This is a genomic window from Allorhizobium sp. nf9_anc (assembly GCF_056323085.1).
On record NZ_CM150481.1, the window covers coordinates 1,138,043 to 1,157,602 of the forward strand.

Annotated in this window: 17 protein-coding genes; all 17 read left to right on the forward strand. The window is 52.2% G+C overall.

Annotated elements, in window-relative coordinates; genetic code table 11:
- Positions 1-229: 229 nt before the first annotated feature.
- The 17 genes from AC02Y0_RS05290 (at position 230) to AC02Y0_RS05370 (ending at position 19,450) form a co-directional block, all read left to right on the forward strand.
- Positions 230-1,474, forward strand: coding sequence for a nucleotide sugar dehydrogenase (locus AC02Y0_RS05290; protein WP_476383961.1), 1,245 nt, complete (start codon positions 230-232; stop codon positions 1,472-1,474).
- A gap of 4 nt (positions 1,475-1,478) precedes the next feature.
- A complete protein-coding gene (locus tag AC02Y0_RS05295) occupies positions 1,479-2,417 on the forward strand; it encodes a Gfo/Idh/MocA family protein (protein ID WP_476382873.1) in 939 nt (312 codons plus the stop codon).
- 2 nt (positions 2,418-2,419) lie between these two features.
- Positions 2,420-3,001 (forward strand): acyltransferase, encoded by a 582-nt coding sequence (locus tag AC02Y0_RS05300; protein WP_476382874.1) that lies wholly within the window; start codon positions 2,420-2,422, stop codon positions 2,999-3,001.
- 5 nt (positions 3,002-3,006) lie between these two features.
- Positions 3,007-4,119 (forward strand): DegT/DnrJ/EryC1/StrS family aminotransferase, encoded by a 1,113-nt coding sequence (locus AC02Y0_RS05305; RefSeq protein WP_476382875.1) that lies wholly within the window; start codon positions 3,007-3,009, stop codon positions 4,117-4,119.
- A gap of 287 nt (positions 4,120-4,406) precedes the next feature.
- The gene (gene hisH, locus AC02Y0_RS05310) at positions 4,407-5,027 is read left to right on the forward strand and encodes an imidazole glycerol phosphate synthase subunit HisH (protein ID WP_476382876.1); all 621 of its coding nucleotides are present in this window, start codon (positions 4,407-4,409) and stop codon (positions 5,025-5,027) included.
- A complete protein-coding gene (locus tag AC02Y0_RS05315) occupies positions 5,027-5,773 on the forward strand; it encodes an AglZ/HisF2 family acetamidino modification protein (protein WP_476382877.1) in 747 nt (248 codons plus the stop codon). The genes hisH and AC02Y0_RS05315 overlap by 1 nt, the downstream gene beginning before the upstream one ends.
- A gap of 49 nt (positions 5,774-5,822) precedes the next feature.
- On the forward strand, positions 5,823-7,277 hold the full coding sequence (locus AC02Y0_RS05320) for a hypothetical protein (RefSeq protein WP_476382878.1): 1,455 nt from the start codon (positions 5,823-5,825) through the stop codon (positions 7,275-7,277).
- Positions 7,278-8,597, forward strand: a complete 1,320-nt coding sequence (locus tag AC02Y0_RS05325; RefSeq protein ID WP_476382879.1) for an oligosaccharide flippase family protein — start codon at positions 7,278-7,280, stop codon at positions 8,595-8,597. It begins immediately after the preceding gene.
- 113 nt (positions 8,598-8,710) lie between these two features.
- Positions 8,711-9,823: an N-acetyl sugar amidotransferase gene (locus AC02Y0_RS05330; protein WP_476382880.1), complete on the forward strand. Its 1,113-nt coding sequence runs from the start codon at positions 8,711-8,713 to the stop codon at positions 9,821-9,823.
- 8 nt (positions 9,824-9,831) lie between these two features.
- Complete coding sequence (locus AC02Y0_RS05335; protein ID WP_476382881.1) at positions 9,832-11,031, forward strand: glycosyltransferase; 1,200 nt, start codon at positions 9,832-9,834, stop codon at positions 11,029-11,031.
- Positions 11,028-12,239 (forward strand): N-acetyl sugar amidotransferase, encoded by a 1,212-nt coding sequence (locus AC02Y0_RS05340; RefSeq protein ID WP_476382882.1) that lies wholly within the window; start codon positions 11,028-11,030, stop codon positions 12,237-12,239. Before AC02Y0_RS05335 ends, AC02Y0_RS05340 begins: the two co-directional genes overlap by 4 nt.
- Positions 12,240-12,304: 65 nt before the next feature.
- Positions 12,305-13,387: a glycosyltransferase gene (locus tag AC02Y0_RS05345; protein ID WP_476383962.1), complete on the forward strand. Its 1,083-nt coding sequence runs from the start codon at positions 12,305-12,307 to the stop codon at positions 13,385-13,387.
- A 40-nt stretch (positions 13,388-13,427) separates the two neighbouring features.
- Positions 13,428-14,660 (forward strand): glycosyltransferase family 4 protein, encoded by a 1,233-nt coding sequence (locus AC02Y0_RS05350; RefSeq protein ID WP_476382883.1) that lies wholly within the window; start codon positions 13,428-13,430, stop codon positions 14,658-14,660.
- A 149-nt stretch (positions 14,661-14,809) separates the two neighbouring features.
- Positions 14,810-15,403: a sugar transferase gene (locus tag AC02Y0_RS05355; RefSeq protein WP_476382884.1), complete on the forward strand. Its 594-nt coding sequence runs from the start codon at positions 14,810-14,812 to the stop codon at positions 15,401-15,403.
- Complete coding sequence (locus AC02Y0_RS05360) at positions 15,400-16,020, forward strand: acetyltransferase (protein ID WP_476382885.1); 621 nt, start codon at positions 15,400-15,402, stop codon at positions 16,018-16,020. Before AC02Y0_RS05355 ends, AC02Y0_RS05360 begins: the two co-directional genes overlap by 4 nt.
- A 9-nt stretch (positions 16,021-16,029) precedes the next feature.
- Complete coding sequence (locus AC02Y0_RS05365) at positions 16,030-17,163, forward strand: DegT/DnrJ/EryC1/StrS family aminotransferase (RefSeq protein ID WP_476382886.1); 1,134 nt, start codon at positions 16,030-16,032, stop codon at positions 17,161-17,163.
- A 367-nt stretch (positions 17,164-17,530) separates the two neighbouring features.
- The gene (locus tag AC02Y0_RS05370) at positions 17,531-19,450 is read left to right on the forward strand and encodes a hypothetical protein (protein ID WP_476382887.1); all 1,920 of its coding nucleotides are present in this window, start codon (positions 17,531-17,533) and stop codon (positions 19,448-19,450) included.
- The last annotated feature ends 110 nt before the right edge of the window (positions 19,451-19,560 follow it).

Below are 19,560 nucleotides of genomic sequence, written 5' to 3' on the forward strand. Positions count from 1 at the left end.
CAGCCGAGTGTGGTACATCTATGATTGTGTCAGACGAGTTGAAGCGCGGCGAATCTGACTGTCACAGCAGCGAGCGCGTCATGTAGCAGCTGCGGGTTAACCGGTTAGGTTGATAAAGTTTCGTTTCATCCCAGGAAGGGCTAGTATGACTGCTAAGTCTACAATTTCAGTCTCCGAAAGACTCATTGAAAAATTAGACAGAAAAGAAGCGACTATCGGCATAGTCGGTATGGGTTACGTTGGTCAGCCACTGGCACTGCGGTATTCCCAGCTAGGGTACAAGGTTATCGGTTTTGACGTAGACCAGAGGCGTGTAGACCGCCTTAACAGCGGAAAATCCGATATAGAGCATATATCGGATGAGGCGATCCAGGCGGCAAACGCTGGAGGCATGGAAACTACTGCAGATGTCAGTCGCAGCCCAGAAGCAGATGCCCTGATCCTTTGTGTGCCAACACCGCTCAATAAATACCGCGAACCCGACCTGAGTTACGTCATCAACACTATTGATTCGTTCTTGCCTTTCCTCCGCGTCGGTCAGGTTGTCTCTTTGGAGAGCACAACATATCCCGGTACCACTGAAGAAGAGCTTCTACCTCGGATTGCCTCGCGATCCCTAGATGTTGGCGAAGAGATCTTTCTCGTCTACTCGCCCGAGCGTGAAGACCCCGGCAACGCTAACTTTACCACCAGCACTATCCCCAAGGTGGTCGGTGGCCATTCTCCGGTCTGCCTCGAAGTTGGCAAGGCGCTCTATGGTCACGCGATTGATCATGTAGTCCCTGTCAGTTCGACGAGGGTGGCTGAGATGACCAAGCTGCTGGAGAATATCCATCGAGCGGTCAACATTGGCTTGGTTAACGAGATGAAAATCGTTGCAGATCGTATGGGCATTGATATTTTTGAGGTGATCGACGCTGCGGCCACCAAGCCGTTTGGCTTTACCGCCTATTACCCCGGCCCGGGCCTCGGGGGACACTGCATTCCCATTGACCCGTTCTACCTCACGTGGAAAGCGCGCGAGTTCGGACTACACACACGTTTTATCGAGCTTTCCGGTGAAATTAACCGAGCCATGCCGGAGTATGTCGTCAGCAAAGTCGCGAGTGCTCTAAACCAACGTCGTAAATCACTAATGGGCAGCAAGGTTTTGGTGCTCGGCATCGCCTACAAAAAGAATGTAGACGACATGCGAGAGAGTCCTGCGGTGGAGGTCATGGAGCTACTAAGAAATTCAGGGGCTGAGGTAGCGTATTCTGATCCGCATGTGCCGGTCTTCCCAAAAATGCGGGAGCATAAGTTCGATTTGACGTCGGTGGAACTCAGTCCCAACACACTGGCCAGCTTCGACGCGGTGGTCCTGACCACTGATCACGAAAGCTTCGACTACGAGATGATCCGCGCGGAAGCTCAACTGATCATCGATAGCCGTGGCGTTTATCGTCTGACCGCAGCAAACATAGTGAAGGCGTGAGACCATGAAGCGCTTTGCCCTTATCGGTGCCGCTGGCTATATTGCCCCTCGACACATGAAAGCTATTCGCGACACCGACAACAGCCTCGTCGCAGCCATGGACGTGAACGATTCTGTAGGAATTATCGATAGTCACTTCCCTGATGCGCGATACTTTACCGATTTTGAGCAGCTGGACGCACACGCGTACTCCGAACGCCTAGCTGGACGCCCGTTGGATTATGTTTCCATCGCGTCGCCGAACTTTTTGCATTCAGCTCATATGCAATGGGCGCTACGCGCGGGAGCGGATGCAATATGTGAAAAGCCGCTTGTGCTTTGGCCAGAGCAAATCGACCAGCTGAAGGCGATTGAGGCCGACACGGGCCATAAAATTCATACCATCCTGCAACTACGTCTTCATCCAGCAATTCTGGACCTGCGCGATCGTGTCAGCAAAATGCCGGCTGAAGAAAAGGCGGATGTCGATCTGACCTACATTACGGCACGTGGAGACTGGTATCTCAGAAGCTGGAAAGGCGACACCGAAAAATCGGGCGGAATAGCCACAAATATCGGCGTGCATTTTTTTGACATGCTGCATTTTGTGTACGGTAAATTGCATGAGAACATCGTCCATCTAAATACACCGACTAGGGCAGCAGGTTATCTGGAGTACGACCGTGCTCGTGTTCGCTGGTTTCTGTCGTTGGATGTCAATGACGTGCCTGCCGAGGAGAGGGAAAAAGGCAAGCGCACCTTCCGCTCGGTCACCGCCGACGGCGAAAGCGTGGAGTTCTCAGACGGCTTCACGGAGTTGCACACCAGAATTTACGAGGACATTCTGTCGGGTGGAGGCTTTGGTGTTGAGGATAACCGAACGGCAATCGAGACTGTCACCGACATCCGCAGCGCTCCTGTTGCTCCACTCGGAGAGCTGTCCCACCCGTTTCTTAAGAGGTAGCCATGAATTACTTCCAGCATTCGAGCGCCATCGTTGATGATGGCGCGCAGATTGGTGAAGGAAGTCGGATCTGGCACTTCGTCCACATTTGTGGCGGCGCCCGCATTGGTGCTGAAGTGTCCCTCGGACAGAACGTCTTTGTGGGGAACAAGGTTGTTATTGGAAACAAATGCAAGCTGCAGAATAACGTTTCTGTTTACGACAATGTAACGCTGGAAGACGGTGTGTTCTGTGGCCCATCTATGGTCTTCACTAATGTATACAATCCGCGCGGACTGATTGAGCGGAAAGATCAATACCGCGACACGTTAGTTCGCAGGGGTGCCACCCTCGGCGCGAATTGCACTATTGTATGCGGCGTAACCATTGGGACCTATGCTTTCATCGGTGCCGGTGCAGTGGTCAATCGAGACGTGCCCGATTTCGCACTGATACTCGGCGTCCCTGGGCGCCAAGGAGGTTGGATGAGTGCTTACGGTGATCGGCTGAATCTGCCACTGACTGGCGAAGCCACTACAGTCTGCCCGCATACCGGCGATGTCTATAACCTCTCAGGGTCAGTATTGACCCGTATCGAGGCCTGATAACTATGATACCTTTTATTGACCTTGCTAAGCAACAAGAACGACTGCGCGAGGATATCACAGCCGGTATCACTCGGGTTCTGGCGCATGGCCAGTATATACTTGGACCAGAAGTGGCTGAGCTCGAGGAAAAGCTCGCGGCTTATACTGGCGCGGCACATTGCATAACAGTTGCAAACGGGACCGATGCGCTACAAATTGCGCTCATGGCGTTGGGCGTTGGTCCTGGTGACGAGGTCATCACCCCCGGCTTCAGCTATATTGCCAGCGCGGAGGCGGCAGTCTTGCTGGGTGCTAAGGTTGTATACGTTGATGTCGATGCTATCAGCTACAATATGGACCCAGCGCTCCTTGAGGCCGCGATCACCCCGCGCACCAAGGCTATCATTCCGGTGTCACTGTACGGTCAGCCTGCTGATTTCGATACTATCAACGCCATTGCTTCACGCCATGGCCTTCCCGTAGTAGAGGATGCTGCTCAGAGCTTTGGCTCCAGCATTCGCGGTGAAAAGTCGTGCAATCTGAGCACTATTGCTTGCACAAGCTTCTTCCCCTCCAAGCCTCTGGGATGTTACGGGGACGGTGGAGCAGTATTTACTTCTGACCGAGAATTGGGCAATTTAATCCGCCAGATCGCCCGACACGGTCAGGAGAGACGATATTACCACGTTCGCGTTGGTGTGAATTCGCGCCTTGACACTTTACAGGCCGCGATCCTGCTGCCGAAGTTGGCAATCCTTGATGATGAAATCGCAGCGAGGAATAAAGCCGCCGAGATCTACGACCAAGCGCTCCGTGAATCGGATATAGTAACGCCTAAAATCGGCGAAAGTTACACAAGCGCGTGGGCGCAATACACCGTTCGCGTTCAAAACCGCTCGTTAGTGGAGGGTGTTCTGAAGGCCGCCGGCATACCAACGGCCGTGCATTATCCGCTCCCCCTGAACCGCCAGCCAGCCGTCGCAGATGCAAGTGCCAGGCTGCCTGTCGGTGATAAAGCAGCTGATGAGGTCCTTAGCTTGCCAATGCATCCTTACATCAGCCTTGATGAGCAACTCCGGATCAGTGAAACACTTTTGAATGCCGTTAAGGACGTGTCGCGGGATCAATGTTCCTAAGAACCGAGACAATAATCGGATTAAGTGCCGGCCGCGTCCACTCGTCCTACGAGTCGTACGGTTCTTCTATCGTTCGCTTCGGTGCGAAACTCGTGGCTACCAGGTGCGCGCTTAGCTCGCCAGCTTATGCTAATCTTCGGTCAGGGCGTTAACACCAATGACGATACCAGCCCACGCCGATACAGATAACACGCGCGGCTTTCGTCTGGTTTCCGAGTTTCCTGAACTGATGATCATGATTTTCGAACCGAGCCGCCCCCCTAGATTCAGCGCCTTAAGGAGCACAAATGCCCGTTATTATTGACTATGGGGTTGGCAATATTGGCTCGATCAAAAACATGTTTCGCAAGATTGGAGCCAGTGCTTCACTGGGATCCACGGTAGACGACATAGCCCGCGCTGAAATGCTGGTACTTCCTGGTGTCGGGGCTTTTGACACTGGAATGCGTCATTTACGCGCTTCTGGCCTCGTCGATGTACTTAATCAACGTGTTCTCAAAGACCACATTCCGGTGCTTGGCATCTGCCTTGGGGCGCAACTAATGACAATGTCGAGCGAGGAGGGAACTGAGAAAGGCTTAGGTTGGCTAAATGCGCAAACACTCAGAATGGATTTCACGGGCATTCCCGGAAAATGGCCGTTGCCGAATGTCGGATGGCGCGCCGTGACCCCAGCAAACGGATATACGATGCTGCGTGAAATTCCGGAAGTGCCCAGGTTTTACTTTGTTCACTCATACTATCTTGCGCCGAGAGAGCCGGCCATCACATCAATGACAGCGAAGTACGGTTTTGAGTTTGCATGTGGATTGCGTAAAGACAACATTCACGCGGCTCAATTCCACCCGGAGAAAAGTCACGCCTTTGGTATGCAGTTTTTGCGTAATTTTTTGGAGGACTACTCCTGATGCACTCAAGATTCATCCCCGTTTTGCTACTCAAGGACGGGGGATTGTATAAAACTCGGAGATTTCGAAACGAAACCTATCTCGGCGATCCGGTAAACACCCTGAAAATATTTAACGACAAGCAGGTCGATGAAGTTGTTCTTCTCGATATCGGTGCAGCGCGCACTGGCGCGGCACCGGATATTCGAATGCTACGGGAAATTGCATCCGAGTGTTTCATGCCTCTAGCATATGGCGGCGGAATAAACTCCGTCGATCAGGTTCGGGAGATCTTAGCCGTTGGTTTCGAAAAGGTCGTTGTGAACTCGGCGGCATGGACCGATCCTGCATTGGTGCCATCCCTCACAAATAGATTTGGCAGTTCTTCTATAGTTGGCTCAATCGACGTCTCAAGAAACTGGATGGGTCGAGAGAAGGTCTATATACGCGGCGGAAGAGAGCCCATTCCAATGAGTGTCCTCGACTGGGCAAGTCAACTCGAGCAGAGGGGCGTCGGAGAACTGATGATCAACTGCATCGATCGAGACGGCGAGATGACAGGATACAATCTTGAACTAATTCATAGAGTAGCGGACGCCGTCTCTGTGCCTGTGATCGCAGTCGGGGGCGCGCGCAATGTGGACGATCTCAACACTGTGATCTCAGCTTCCGGAGCGTCAGCTGCCGCTGCCGGTGCAATGTTCGTGTTTCAGGGTAAGCACCGCGCGGTTCTTATCAGCTATCCGAACTCGCACGACAGGGTCTGATCAGGACACGAACGATGCTGCTAAGCGAAATTTTAAAGGCGAATCGTTCATGAGCAATCTGCGCGTTCATCGTAAACAGTTTCTGATAAGCTCCTCTGGCAGATTTTTAGCGCCTGAGGGTTGGTCGCAGCTAGACGTTGCAGGATCAGTAAAGCTCTATCACTGCCCGGAACTTCATATTGCGCATGCACTTAACGCAATCGGGCAGCCAGTCATCCTTATTGGAAACGCCATAGAAATCGCTGGAAACGGCGCCCCTGAGCTGCGTCTAAGTGAGATAACTCACGACAACTGGCGCGAGATCACAGACACATGGGGCAATCGTTGGGCGCTTATCATCGGCACATCCATTACCACCGACGCTAGCGGAATGCTTGGCGTGTTCGCACCCAGCCCGCAATACCGGCGTGCAGATTTCGCAGTTTCCTCTAGTGCTAGACTTCTCTCCACCCTTTACCCAGAGTGCGATGAGGTCGTCCGTGGCGTAGCATACGCCCCGGCAACACCCATGGCAGGCATATACTGCCTGTTGCCGGGGCAGTGGCTTGACGTGGTCAGCGGTGAAGTCTTGCAACCAACAAGGCCGATCTTTGATTTCATCGACCGAAGTCCCGAGCAGATTAGAGACGAATGCTGCGCTCTCTTGATCGAGTTTATGCGGCAAGCTCACCGCATAGAGCAGGACACTTTATGGATTTCCCTCAGTGGCGGAGCGGATAGCCGACGAAATCTAGCGGCGGCGCTAGCGGCAAAGGTCAACTTCCAACCATTTTCATTTTTGAAGAAATATTGGCAGACCTCAGACGCGGATAGAAAAATTCCTCTGCTATTGGGCAGAGTTGTCGGTATCGAGACTTTAATAATTGATGCTGGCGAATATCTTGAAGATTCTCAACTCGTAAAACTATACAGAGAGCATACAACGTTCCGAGCTGAGCTGTTCCCTGGTGAGCTTTTCTATTATTTCACTGGTGGACACTGGGATGCCATTCCACGATATTCAGCCATTATTGACGGACAGAATTATGAACTCGTCGGAAATTACTACTACCGAAGGGTTCCGAAATTCTCCGCGCCTGAAGAGATGCTAGATTGGGCCTTCGAGTGCCCCAGCGAGACCAGGCAATTGTCCTTACGCTATCTGGAATCAGCTTCTGGCGGCTCAATGCAGGACATGAGAGACTTCGCCTTCCTATTGGCGAACTCGTCTGTCTACGGGCAAATGTACCAAGCTATGGACCTTTGGTGTAATACATACGTCCCGGCGAACTGTCGCAGATTGTATTCGCTTGCGCAGTCCATTAGCCCAGAGCTCAGACAGGACAAGACCTTCTGGATATCAGTAACGAATCAGCTGCAGCCCAGCTTCAGCGCCGTCGCGACTAATCCAAGGGACGGGCTACTGAAACTTGTCGTAGGCTCGGTATGGCGACAAGGCCTTTTTTCAACCGTCAAACTGGTTTTCAAGAAAATCTATAGACTACTCCGTTACTGTGAGCGATAGATGCTGACCAACCTTGTATCTGGTGGCATCACTCGGGCCCGTATGGCGCTAAGCCATGGTCGAGGCGCTTACATGATGAGCCTAGCCGCATCACAGCTGGCTCCATTAGTTAGCGCGCCAATTGTATCTCGGCTCTACAGCCCTGAAGAGTTCGGCGTCTACGGCCTGTATTTTGGGATCGTCGCGATTCTTGCAAGCGTTTCCTCCCTTGCCCTACATAATTCGATCGTTCTTGAGGAGGTGGGTAGGCGTGCTCTTCACGCAGTCACTCTATCATTCGCCACTTTGATTGCGTTTTCGGTTTCGTTGTTTTTGCTTATTTTTCTTTTCGACGGCGACTTGCTTAGTAAATTGGTCGGCAGCGATACGTACGCGGTAATTTACTTTCTGCCGCTGTCAGTATTTCTCAGCGGCACTCTGATGTGTTTGACAAGTTGGGCTATCCGTAACAATAGATTTGGCTTGTTGGCTCGGAACAAGATTGCTCTCTCGATCACGACCGCTTTTCTCCAGGTTGCTTGCGGCCTCTGGGATTTAGGTTCGATAGGGTTTGTGTTGGCCAATATGGCTGGTGTTCTCTTGGCAGTTTTGTTGTTCGTCGCTCCCATCGGGAGGCAATGGAGGGATATCGCGTTTTCACCTTCCATTGCGGCAGCGCGAAGATTGCTTGCCCAAAGAAAGAGCATCGTGTACTGGATGCTCCCCGCCAATCTCGTGAGCAGCATTACTAGTTTTATGCCGGAGCTGGTCATCGGCAAGCTCTTCGGCGTCGCCTTGCTCGGACAATACGTGCTGGCCAACAGAATGGTTTCATTTCCGGTCGCTTTTATATCGTCTGGAATTCAGGATATATTCCGTCATCAGGCGGTATCTGAGTTTCAATCGACCGGAAAGTCTCGAAAGTCATTTTGGCGATTTCTTATGATTTTATTAGTTATAGCGGTAATGGTACTGGGTCCAGTAATACTGATATCACCGTATGTTTTCCCAAAATTGTTTGGCTCACAGTGGGGAGATGCTGGGGCCCTTATACAGGCAGTCTCATTCTTGACGCTTGCCCGCTTTGTCTCGTCGCCATTGAGTTACATATGGATAATACACGATCACCAGCGGCTCGATCTTCTGTGGCAAATTGGTCTGTCGGCGCTGAGCTTCGCAACGTTGTTGCTTCCGCCATTGCTGGTCCCGAACATTACCCTTTATTCGACACTTTTCCTCTACAGCGTGGTCGTCGGGGCGTGGTATGTGCTCTCGGTGTTCGTGTCCCATTTTTTGTCCGGCGGAGCGCGCTCGTCGCCAGACAAGCCAGCTGGCGTTTGACTGACGCCGCCAATTCAGAAAAACACAGGTGCAGATCCGCCATGATTTATGCTGATAACCCATACACTAAGCTTCTACACAAGCACCCGTATCAGGAATGCAAGTGCTGTGTCATGGACACCTCGGATCCGTGGATTAGCTTCGACGAACGCGGTGTCTGCAACCATTGCCTGGCCTACGCTCGCTACCTCGAAACAGTTGGCACACCTAAAGACCGAGAGCGCAAACTGGAGGCGATGATTTCCGGTATCAAGGCTAGGGGTAAGGGCAAAGACTATGATTGTATCCTGGGCCTTTCTGGCGGCGTGGACAGTTCATACCTAGCTTGGTTCGCAGTCGAAAAGTTGGGCTTGAGGCCACTCGTTGTTCATGTTGACGCAGGTTGGAACTCCGAACTGGCAGTCAATAACATTCAGAACATTGTACAGCGCCTGAAGCTAGACATGCACACGCTGGTCATCGACTGGCCCGAGATCCGGGATCTTCAAAAGGCGTACTTTCTAGCTGGCATCGCTAACCTTGACGTGCCGCAGGACCATGCTTTCATCGCTTCGCTTTATAAAGAGGCACTAAAGTACGGGATAAAGGACATACTGAGCGGCGGAAACATGCAAACCGAGTCAATTCTACCGGATGCATGGGGCTACGACGCGTCGGACTCGGTATCCTTGAAGGCAATCCACAGAAAATATGGCACCGTTAAGCTTAAGAATTATCCGACCGTAAGCACGCTCGAAAAGTATGTCTACTACCCGTTTGTGCAGAAGATGCGGGTGCATAGGCCTCTCGAGCTTATCGACTATAAAAAAGAGTCTGCAAAGGATACCTTAAAGCAGAGCATGGGCTGGAGAGATTACGGCGGAAAGCACTATGAATCGCTTTTCACCAAGTTTTTTCAAGCGCACTATCTGCCAACCAAGTTCGGCTATGATAAACGCCGTGCCCATTTCGCAAGTTTGATCGTTTCAGGGCAGATGACTAAAGACGAAGCGCGGCGCGAGCTTGAGAAGCCGCTCTACGACCCTCGAGAGCTTGTCGATGATAAGGCTTTTTGGATCAAAAAATTGGGGCTATCTGAGGTCGAATTCGAACGTGTCATGGCTGCGCCGCCATCATTTTACACCGATTTCGCCAATAATGAAAAATCGCTCGGTCATCTTAAAATGGCGGCGCGAGTGGCCAAGCGGCTCTTCGGAAAACTCCGTCTGCAACCGCCGATTCGGTGATTGACGCAATGTCTAGTTTCACGCTTCACATTTTCCTTACTTCCGCTGGCAACGAAAGCCGGCTCTACAAAGAGGCAGCATACACCATATCAGCCGGAATATGTCGGCGAGTCTTGCTGATTGGCCTTTGGAAGGATGGTCTTGCGACAGACGAAATCACTGATTTCGGCTTGGAAATATATCGGCATCCAACAATGATCGCCCGGTACAGCAAGGCACGCGTTCTGCGTCAATTCGGAATTCTGCGGAATGTCTTATTGATGTGGAGCCTGCTGCAGTACGCTCTTGCTTGCATCGGTCGCGCTCGCCAACTGCGCCCCGATCACGTAAGCTGCCATAACGCCGTAGCCCTTCCCATCGCTTGGGCTGCGTCTCGGTTCTCAGGAGCCACACTGGAGTACCTACCGCATGAGCTCGAAACACAGCGGACTGGTTTGTCAGGGCTTCAAAAGCGTCTCACCAGCATTGTCGAACGTTGTTTTATCCGGTCGGCTCGCAATGTTGTGGTCGTCTGCGCCCCGATTAGGGATTGGTACAGTACCACCTATAAGCTCAGGAACCTCCACGTTGTCCGCAATGTTCCGGAAAGGGAAGCGGTAGCGAGCCGTCCAATCCCCAATGGCGGCTTTAGGCAGCGATTCGAGATACCCGATAGCGCCAGGATTTTTATCTACCAAGGCTTGTTCAGTGCTGGGCGGGGTGTCGAGATTTTGCTTGAGGTCTTTGCAACCCTTAATCCGGAGCGTTGTCATCTGGTGTTGATGGGGTACGGCGAAGATGGCTATGAATCACTGATTCAGCAGGCGACGATACGCCATACGAATATTCACCATCAACCTGCAGTCCCGCGTGAATGGATCGTATCCTATTCAGCGAGTGCTGATGTTGGTGTGTTTGTTTCGGAAAGCGCTTCGGTGAGCTACCGCTACTCACTGCCGAACAAGTTTTTTGAGTGGGCTCATGCGGGTCTACCTATTATCGTTAGCGACAATCTCGGGTATCAGGCCCAGCTGTTGCATGACGGTGGCTTTGGTTGGGCTGTACCGCTTAGCGATTTAACTGCGGCAATAGAACGGATTTCGGAGGCCGACTTGGCCCCCGCTGTGGCAAATGCCCGGAGATACGCCCTTGACGCCGTTTGGGACGAAGAAGCAAAAATATTCGCGAAAATTTACCGGCCGCGGACGGCAAAAGGTAGCACCGTATGAACAACGCAGAAATTATGCCTACGAAGGAGGCGTGTTCGTCGGGTCGCAACGTACGTATGTGCTCAATTACACTTTACGACGAGACGATCCCAGGGCTGACCTTCGACGAGGAGGGTGTCTCAAGTTTAGCACGTGATGGACTTTGGCGTCTTGATAATGAGGTGTACCGCGGCGGCGATGGTCGCTGTCGGCTCAACGCTTGGGCTGAACGAATTAAGGCTGATGGAAAGGGCCGAGACTATGACTGCGTCATAGGCGTTTCGGGTGGCGTCGATAGCTCCATTGTAGCGGTCCGAGTCAAGGAATTGGGCCTTAGGCCACTAGCCCTTCATCTCGACAACGGGTGGAACATCGATTTGGCTGTGTCCAATATCGAGCGCCTAATTAAGACGCTAAACATTGATCTTATCACTCATGTTGTCGATTGGCGCGAAATTCAAGACTTGCAGCGCGCATACATCAAAGCGTCGGTAATGGACTTGGAGTGCGTGAGTGATCATGCGATCAACACACTGCTCTATCGAACTGCACACAAAATGGGCATTAAGTATGTGATTCACGGGGGCAACGTCGCGACCGAGTCTACGATGCCCACGAGTTGGGGCTACGATAAAAGGGATGGCAAAAACCTTCTTGCAATCCACAAGGCCTACGGTGAAATTCCGCTGAGGACATACCCATTTATGAAGCCGTACCAGCTTTTCTGGTATCTTTTTGTCGGTAGGATTAAATCGTTCCCCATTCTCAATTATGTCGATTACGATAAAAAGGCGGCCATAGCGGAGCTTCAGGAGCGGTTTGGTTATCGCCCTTATGCGCGCAAGCATGGTGAAAACCGGTTTACGCGGTTCTACCAAGAGATCTACCTTCCGCAAAAATTCGGGATCGATAAGCGTGTAAACCACCTTTCCAGCTTGATCCTCGCTGGTGAAATCACGCGGGACGAGGCGCTTCTTGAGATTCGGGAGCCACTTTACGAACCGGACGAGGAGCTCCAAGAACTGGAGTTCATTGGCAAAAAACTCGGTTTTACGATGGATGAACTCCGCGCGTACATTGCAGCACCCCCACGACAACATACTGACTTCGCGAACGCGAGCGGCTTGTTCGACCATAACCGTCCGATCGTCCAGATTGCTCGCCGTGTCGCCAAGGGAGAGTTCAGCTTTTCGGACATCCGACTATTGCGCGAAAGATCAGCCCATTGACTCGGCATCTGCACTATTACTTCAGCGCGTGGACGAATGAATCGCGTGCTTGGCGTTCCGGCTCATTGGCCCTTGATAACGGATATGCGACCGACATTGATTATATAGGATACAAGAGCTCGGGGCTGCCGGCCACTGAAACTCATGCTGCGCGGCAGCAGATCTATAGGCTAGGACCAGAACCAGCAGCGCCAGGAAGTTCGCGCCTTGTGCGCGCCTCGTCGCTCCCGCGTTGGTCGCTGGCTTGCCTCCGCCAGTCTCGCTTAGGAGATGCTTCACTCATCATAGCGCATAGCCTTGCAGCACTGCCTGTCTCAGTTCGCTTGGCTCGCCAACACCGATTGCCATTGCTGTATGACGCGCACGAGCTTGAGACGGAACGCGCAGGGTGGTCAAGACCTATCTGCAAGATGGCCAAAATGATCGAATCACATCTGATCCGAAAAGCTGATCACGTGACATTGGTAAACGAGTCTATCCGCGACTGGTATCTTGCCGCGTATCCGGGTATTGACACCAGCGTCGTCCGAAATGTGCCATTGCTTCCCGCCACAATAGGGAAGAGCGCGTTACGTAAAACGTTGAATCTGCAATCTGATGCCTTAATTTATGTATATTGTGGTGCCCTTGCTGCCGACAGGGGTTTGTCCGAGTTGATCGAGGTTTTTCGTGACCTGGGACGGGACCGGCATCTGGTCCTGATCGGATACGGCCACGCCAGAGAAGCTCTGGCTCACCAGGCGCGGGGACTATGCAATGTTCATTTCCACGACGCTGTGCCACAGTCGGAGTTGATTACTTTGTTGGAGGGTGCAGATGTTGGTATAATCGTTCCCAAGGCAGTTTCTTTGAGTTATGAATTTAGCCTTCCAAATAAACTATTTGAATATGCGGCCGCCGGGCTCGCTGTGATCACGGGAGGTGGGCCGGAGCTTGAGCGCTTCGCTAGAGAATATCCAGCTGCCAAGCGCGCTATCCTTTCCATGGACAGTCTGCGCGGCGCAATAATCGCTTGGTCACGTGAAGAGTTGGACCGTGTGAAGCCTGCAATCAAAGCGTATCAGATCCCGTCCTGGCAAACCGAACAACAGAAGTTAATCACTGCATTCGACAAGGCCATTGAGAGTGGGCGGCGGCGCTGGGCGTGAATCCACTTTGCACTTTGATCGGGTAGAGAGTATCGCTTCGATGAAGATCTGGATCATAAATCAGTACGCGACACTGCCTTCAAGCGGCCTTGGCGTGAGGCATCGTCATCTAGCACGTGAGCTTGCGGCGCTTGGGCATGACACATCGGTAATTGCTGCGCGCTGGTCCCATCTTACGCTGGATGAAGCGGCGGCTGATGCTGCGCCACAGGTGGACCATTTCGAAGGATTTCGATTTCTCAGTCTGGATCTGCTCCGCTATAGGGATGCGCACGACAAGAAGCGCGCCCTCAATTGGTTCCTCTTCGCCTACAAATTGCTGCGCGCGCAGCGCGTTTTGGGCGAGAAGCCTGACGCTGTTGTTTATTCTTCGCCCTCCCTCGTTGGGTATCTGGCCGCAGAGTGGATCGCTAGACGGTGTCGCGCGCGGCTGATATTCGAGGTTCGCGACATTTGGCCGTTAAGCTTGACGCACATTGGCGGCTACTCGAAACATCACCCCTTTATACGCTTGTTCCAATGGATTGAAGATCGCGCTTATCGTAATTCCGATCTAGTAGTCTCTAACTTGCGCGGTGCGGTGGATCATATGGAGCAGCGAGGTCTGCCGGGGGATCGCTTCGTATGGTTACCCAATGGTGTTTCGTTAAGCAAACTAGACCAAAAAGAATCGGCCCCTGCGGAGTTACACGCGAAGATCCCCAGTGGTAAGTTCGTGGTTGGGTACGCGGGCACTTTGGGAAGTGCCAATTCTATTAACACCCTGATCGACGCTGCGCGGATTTTGCGCCATGATCCTGAGATCCTCTTTGTATTGCTCGGTGGAGGGAGGGAGAAATCTGCCTTAGAAGAACGTGTGCGCAGCGAAGAACTTAGTAATGTTATCTTTATTGAATCTGTTCCAAAAGCGCAGGTGCAAGATATTCTAAAACGTTTTGATGCCTGCTGGATCGGCTGGAAATCGAGCCCCCTTTACAATTACGGCATCGCGGCGAATAAAATCTTCGATTACCTGTATTCCGCGCGCCCAATCATACATTCTTACAGTGGCAGACATGATCCGGTGATGGACTACAATGCTGGCTTATCTGTTCCTGCTGAAGACCCCGCGGCGCTGGCAGCTGCCATTGCCACGATGCGATCACTTCCGAACAAGCGGCGGCGACAACTTGGGAAAAATGGTCGCGTTGCAGTGTTAGAACGGCATGACTATCAAAATCTAGCTCGACAACTTGAAAAGTCTATCACCGAAATCCGTTGCATCCAATGCTGACTCTTGGCGCACTGACCCTGCGTGGTTCAATAAGCCACCGTTATGCATGCGGGACCAGTGAATGCATACCCCTAATTTGATATGCTTCGTGCCAGAGCGCTCTAGCCCGCGCCGGATCCACTCGAACACTCTCTGCAAAACATGGTCGAATGAAGAGATTTCTTGATATCGTTATAGCAGCGTCGGGGCTTATCGTATTCTCCCCCCTAATGCTCGCTTTGGTGCTTTTGATTTGGCTGCGATTGGGCGCGCCGGCTTTCTTTCGCCAAACTCGTCCGGGGCGTCACGGCAAACCTTTTGAGATGATCAAGTTTCGCACTATGCGTAATGCGCTTGACGAAGACGGAAACCAGCTTCCCGACGCAGAGCGGCTGCCTCCATTTGGGCGCTATCTCCGTTCAACGTCGCTTGATGAACTCCCCGAACTATGGAATGTCCTGAAGGGCGATATGAGCCTCGTCGGCCCTCGCCCGCTACTCATGGAGTATCTGCCCCTTTATTCTCATCAGCAGAGCCGCCGCCACGATGTGCGCCCCGGCGTTACCGGCTGGGCGCAGGTTAACGGGCGAAACGCAATTTCTTGGGAGACTAAACTCGAGTTGGATGTCTGGTATGTCGACAACTTAAGCCTGTGGCTTGATCTTAAGATTATCTGTTTGACTTTCCTCAAGGTTGTCAAACGCGAGGGGATTTCGGCCGCTGGCAATGCTACCGCCACAAAGTTTACGGGGAGCGGTTCGTGAGAAAGCTGATTGGCGTGTACGGCGCATCGGGGTGTGGGCGAGGTATCATGCCTCTATTGCGTGAACAATACGGGCAAGCGGATCTCGTATTCGTCGACGATGCGCAAGCGCCTGGACGTGTTAACGGACATGACATCTTGAATTGGCAAGATTTTGTTAGGTGCGATGTAAAAGAAAAGTCTGTCAGTATCGCTATTGCAGCGTCGCAAACCCGCCAAGTCTTGGCTCGAAGGTGTGCCGCCGCACAAATTCCGCTAGTCGAGGCGCGCGCTGCTTCTGTCGTGCAGATGGATGATGTCATCATAGGGTATGGCGCCTGCCTGTCTCCCTTTGTGACTTTGACATCCAATATACGTATTGGATGTTGTTTCCACGCCAATATATATTCGTACGTGGAGCATGATTGTATTATCGGAGATTTCGTCACTTTCGCTCCGGGAGCGAAGGTCAATGGAAATGTTGTTATTGGTGACCATGTCTACATCGGTTCAGGTGCAATACTCCGCCAAGGCATTGAAATCGGTATGGGCGCGACCGTTGGTATGGGCGCAGTAGTAACCCGGAATGTGCCGCCGAATGTAACGGTTGTCGGAAATCCCGCGAAGCCCTTGGTTTAGGACTTACATATGCGCATCTACCTTTCCCGCCCCCATATGTGCGGCCGCGAGATGGACTACGTTAGTGAGGCTTTTGCCTCGAACTTTGTAGCTCCGCTAGGCCCACAGCTCAACGCTTTTGAAGTATCGGTTCGGGAGTACCTCAAAGCAGATGTACACTGCGTCGGCCTATCTTCCGGCTCCGCGGCCCTCCATCTCGCCCTTCGCATCGCGGGTGTTCAGTCCGGTGATGAGGTATGGATCTCCTCGATGACTTTCGCCGGTGGTATCTTCCCGGTAAACTACCTCGGCGGCTATCCAAGATTCTTCGACGTTTCGCCCGAAAGTTGGACCATTGACGCAGGGCTGCTTGCTGAAGAGTTGGCCAGAGCGGCGCGCGAAAACCGCCTACCTAAGGCAATCGTGCCCACTGAACTTTATGGTCAACCCGCCGATCTTCAGGCTTTGGAGGCTCTTGCGGCTCATTATGGCGTCCGCATAATCGTCGACAGCGCTGAAAGCTTCGGCGCGGCATATACTAATGGGCGGAAAGCCGGAACAGGTGGTGACGCCGCTATCCTCTCGTTCAACGGCAACAAGATTATCACCACCTCCGGCGGTGGTATGTTAGTGACGCGTCACAAGAGCTGGGCTGATGAGGCGCGCTTCCTTGCGACTCAGGCACGCGACCCGGCACCACATTATGAGCACTCGACATATGGCTACAACTACCGTCTATCAAACATTTGCGCCGCCATAGGGCTAGGCCAAATGGAGGTACTCGACTCTCGGGTTGTGCGTCGTCGCGCGATTTTCGCACGTTACGAGGCGGCATTAACCCGGCCAGGCATAGACTTCATGCCGCAGCCGGAATGGTCCCATTCTACCCGCTGGCTCACGGCCTTGACCATTGATCCAAAGATAACGGGCGTAACGCGTGAAGACATTCGCCTAATGCTGCTAGAATATCAGATTGAGTCGCGTCCACTCTGGAAGCCTATGCACCTACAGCCGCTCTACAAGGGTGCGCCCTACCACGGAAGCGCTTTCGACGAGCGCTTGTTCCGCAACGGCCTCTGCCTACCTTCCGGAAGTGACTTGAGTGACTATCAGCTGGACGAAGTGATAGGAAGGATCATCGCTCGTCTTGAGGTCAAACGCTAAAGCAAGTCCAGTAAGGGGAAATCTTGATCCAGGTTCCGATATAGTTCAACGTGTAGGCGACAATCCGACATTACAAGATGGATGCGGGGGTGTAGGGACGCAACCAGCGAAGGAAGCACGGATTTTGTGAAGACTAGTTGAGTGGATGGGACGCAGCGTCGTCGAGATTGCAATGCGCCATTTGATTTCATAGAGGACGTGATCCTCCGCCAGTACCTTTCGCCACTGGAAACCGCGTCACACGCGTCAAGCATAAGGCCGAGTTATCGCGTAAATATTGGATAACGCCATCCTAGTTGGTATTCCAATTTTAGCCGTTGGGGGACTTCTTGACATCTTGATGATGTCAAGAGCGGTGAGGGCAACCATGCCAATCTTCATTCTAATTTCATTACTGCTCTGGAGCTTGCCGAGCGATGGGCTGAAGGCGATGCCTTTTTCTGATCAGCCTTGGGATCAGCGGGAGCTTGATCGGCGTCTAAATGAGAACCTTGTACTGAATGGTGATCTTTCCCAGTCTTTCTCTCACACAGCGCGGCGCCTCCCGGAGGATGTGGCCCCTTGTTGGTATCATTATCATATTCCCGAAACGTATCGCGTCGGTGAAGATAATCTCCTCATCAATCATAGAGCGCCAGCCTTAATCAGTGTGCGGGCAATCCAGTACTATTTTCGAGGAGACGAGCCTTCATACAATGTATCACTGCGCGGAGACTTTACGCCTTCGGCGCAAGTGAGCATATCAGCGGAGCTTTGTGGGGCCAATTGCAGGCTCCAATCCATTCAGATGAACAAGGTGGGCCCCAATCTGTTTGAGGGCCGGATGCTGCCCGGTAGAGAAGGCGAGTATGTCGAAAGGTTCCACTTGGCCGCAAGCGTGGGCTCCATCTCGATAGACAGCTTTGTTGTATCGAACGCTGACGAACCAAATGCAGCTTCTATACAAGAGCGCGACGCTTCTATCATGGGGATGTGCTATGAGGAGGTGTCGCCAATGATAGGTGATGTCCGCGCAATTCATCTCGCGGGGATTGCATTGGCAAACATAACAGCGTTCGGCGTCATTTTCTGGCTGCTCCGGAGGAAAAGTTTCTTTCCCGCATTTCTTGTGTGTTCCTTCTTCCTAACAAATGTGTTGGGGCTTCTTCCTTTGTACTTCGGTTGGAGCGAGGTCCGGGTCACTCAGCATGTCTTGGATAGAGCCATCGTGGCGACGCTGGCGTGGGCAGGATTAGCTATGCTATGCTTGGCTGTTTGCGGATACTGCGCCGCCAGTTGGATTTGGTCCAAATTTTGGTGTGATAGGTGCTGCCGAATTGAGGTCAACTTCTGGACCGTTCTTAGTATCTTCGTAATGATCGCGTGCGTCGTTTTGGCTTCGTCTCTCCCTAAGGCGATTGAGTATTATCAAGCAGCAGGCGGCGGAGGTATCGGAGCATCTGCTAGAGCGGCGTTTCTGCGTTCCTTGATAAATCAAGAGACGTTCGGTCTCAAATCGCACTACTTCAGGTTATTTTTCTTACTACTTCCTTTGGTGCTCAATTTCATCATTTTGTCCAAGGCGATTGACCGGAATGTCTTTTTGATTGTTCCCATATTGATTGGAATTCAGGTAGCGATATTGTTATACAATGGAGAAAAAGCACCCGTGGCTTGGTATCTATTCGCGCTGGGGTATCTTGCGCTTGCAAAGGGCTTATTTAGGAAGGAATTTATTTGGCCCGCATTCGGAGTAGGTGCAGCGCTGCTAATTGTTGTGTTGGCCGGGCCACAGTCGATGCGTCTGATGGCCGATCGTATGATTCTTGGCGGCCTGACGGTTGGATACTATGTGATTAAGATCTTTCCTGAGGAGAGCCCTTTTTTGGCTGGTTCAAGCCTGAGACTACTGGGTATGGGCTCCGACGTCAGGTTTAACTTGGACCTGTTCATGTGGAGGAACATCTTTTCTGACAGCTATTTCTCTCACCTTTCTGGCACGGCTACTGGCGCCGTTTGGGTGCAAGGATACGCCAATTTCGGTTGGATTGGAGCCGGGGTATTCGCAGCGGCGTTTGGGGCAATTGTGGCGAGCGCTCAAGCGCTTGTGACACGGCTTTTCGTGCCGAGCGTTGCTGCTGGAGTGGGTTCTTTGTTGATTTTTCACTACTCGAGTTTGGGAGAGAGCAATCTCGATCGGTTCTTGACCGATTTCTATCTAGTTGGGGTGGTGACAATAGTTCTGTTGATTGCGGTCGCTTCTTATGTGCTGGAAAGTGTTTCCAGACACGTCTACGTCAGCCGCTAATATGAATCGATTTTTTATCAGTGAATCGCCGGACATCTATTAACGCCTGGTTTCCTGATATTGAAAATCTTAAACTGGATATCGCTATGGTGGTAAGGAGAATCCGGTTT

What these genes read in the sequence shown, in the direction of transcription:
- AC02Y0_RS05315 (WP_476382877.1), top strand. Translation starts at nt 5,027, where the DNA reads ATGCACTCAAGATTCATCCCCGTTTTGCTACTCAAGGACGGGGGATTG.
- AC02Y0_RS05330 (WP_476382880.1), top strand. Translation starts at nt 8,711, where the DNA reads ATGGACACCTCGGATCCGTGGATTAGCTTCGACGAACGCGGTGTCTGC.
- AC02Y0_RS05300 (WP_476382874.1), top strand. Translation starts at nt 2,420, where the DNA reads ATGAATTACTTCCAGCATTCGAGCGCCATCGTTGATGATGGCGCGCAG.
- AC02Y0_RS05335 (WP_476382881.1), top strand. Translation starts at nt 9,832, where the DNA reads ATGTCTAGTTTCACGCTTCACATTTTCCTTACTTCCGCTGGCAACGAA.
- AC02Y0_RS05355 (WP_476382884.1), top strand. Translation starts at nt 14,810, where the DNA reads ATGAAGAGATTTCTTGATATCGTTATAGCAGCGTCGGGGCTTATCGTA.
- AC02Y0_RS05350 (WP_476382883.1), top strand. Translation starts at nt 13,428, where the DNA reads ATGAAGATCTGGATCATAAATCAGTACGCGACACTGCCTTCAAGCGGC.
- AC02Y0_RS05290 (WP_476383961.1), top strand. Translation starts at nt 230, where the DNA reads ATGGGTTACGTTGGTCAGCCACTGGCACTGCGGTATTCCCAGCTAGGG.
- AC02Y0_RS05365 (WP_476382886.1), top strand. Translation starts at nt 16,030, where the DNA reads ATGCGCATCTACCTTTCCCGCCCCCATATGTGCGGCCGCGAGATGGAC.
- AC02Y0_RS05305 (WP_476382875.1), top strand. Translation starts at nt 3,007, where the DNA reads ATGATACCTTTTATTGACCTTGCTAAGCAACAAGAACGACTGCGCGAG.
- AC02Y0_RS05320 (WP_476382878.1), top strand. Translation starts at nt 5,823, where the DNA reads ATGAGCAATCTGCGCGTTCATCGTAAACAGTTTCTGATAAGCTCCTCT.
- AC02Y0_RS05295 (WP_476382873.1), top strand. Translation starts at nt 1,479, where the DNA reads ATGAAGCGCTTTGCCCTTATCGGTGCCGCTGGCTATATTGCCCCTCGA.
- hisH (WP_476382876.1), top strand. Translation starts at nt 4,407, where the DNA reads ATGCCCGTTATTATTGACTATGGGGTTGGCAATATTGGCTCGATCAAA.
- AC02Y0_RS05370 (WP_476382887.1), top strand. Translation starts at nt 17,531, where the DNA reads ATGCCAATCTTCATTCTAATTTCATTACTGCTCTGGAGCTTGCCGAGC.
- AC02Y0_RS05325 (WP_476382879.1), top strand. Translation starts at nt 7,278, where the DNA reads ATGCTGACCAACCTTGTATCTGGTGGCATCACTCGGGCCCGTATGGCG.
- AC02Y0_RS05340 (WP_476382882.1), top strand. Translation starts at nt 11,028, where the DNA reads ATGAACAACGCAGAAATTATGCCTACGAAGGAGGCGTGTTCGTCGGGT.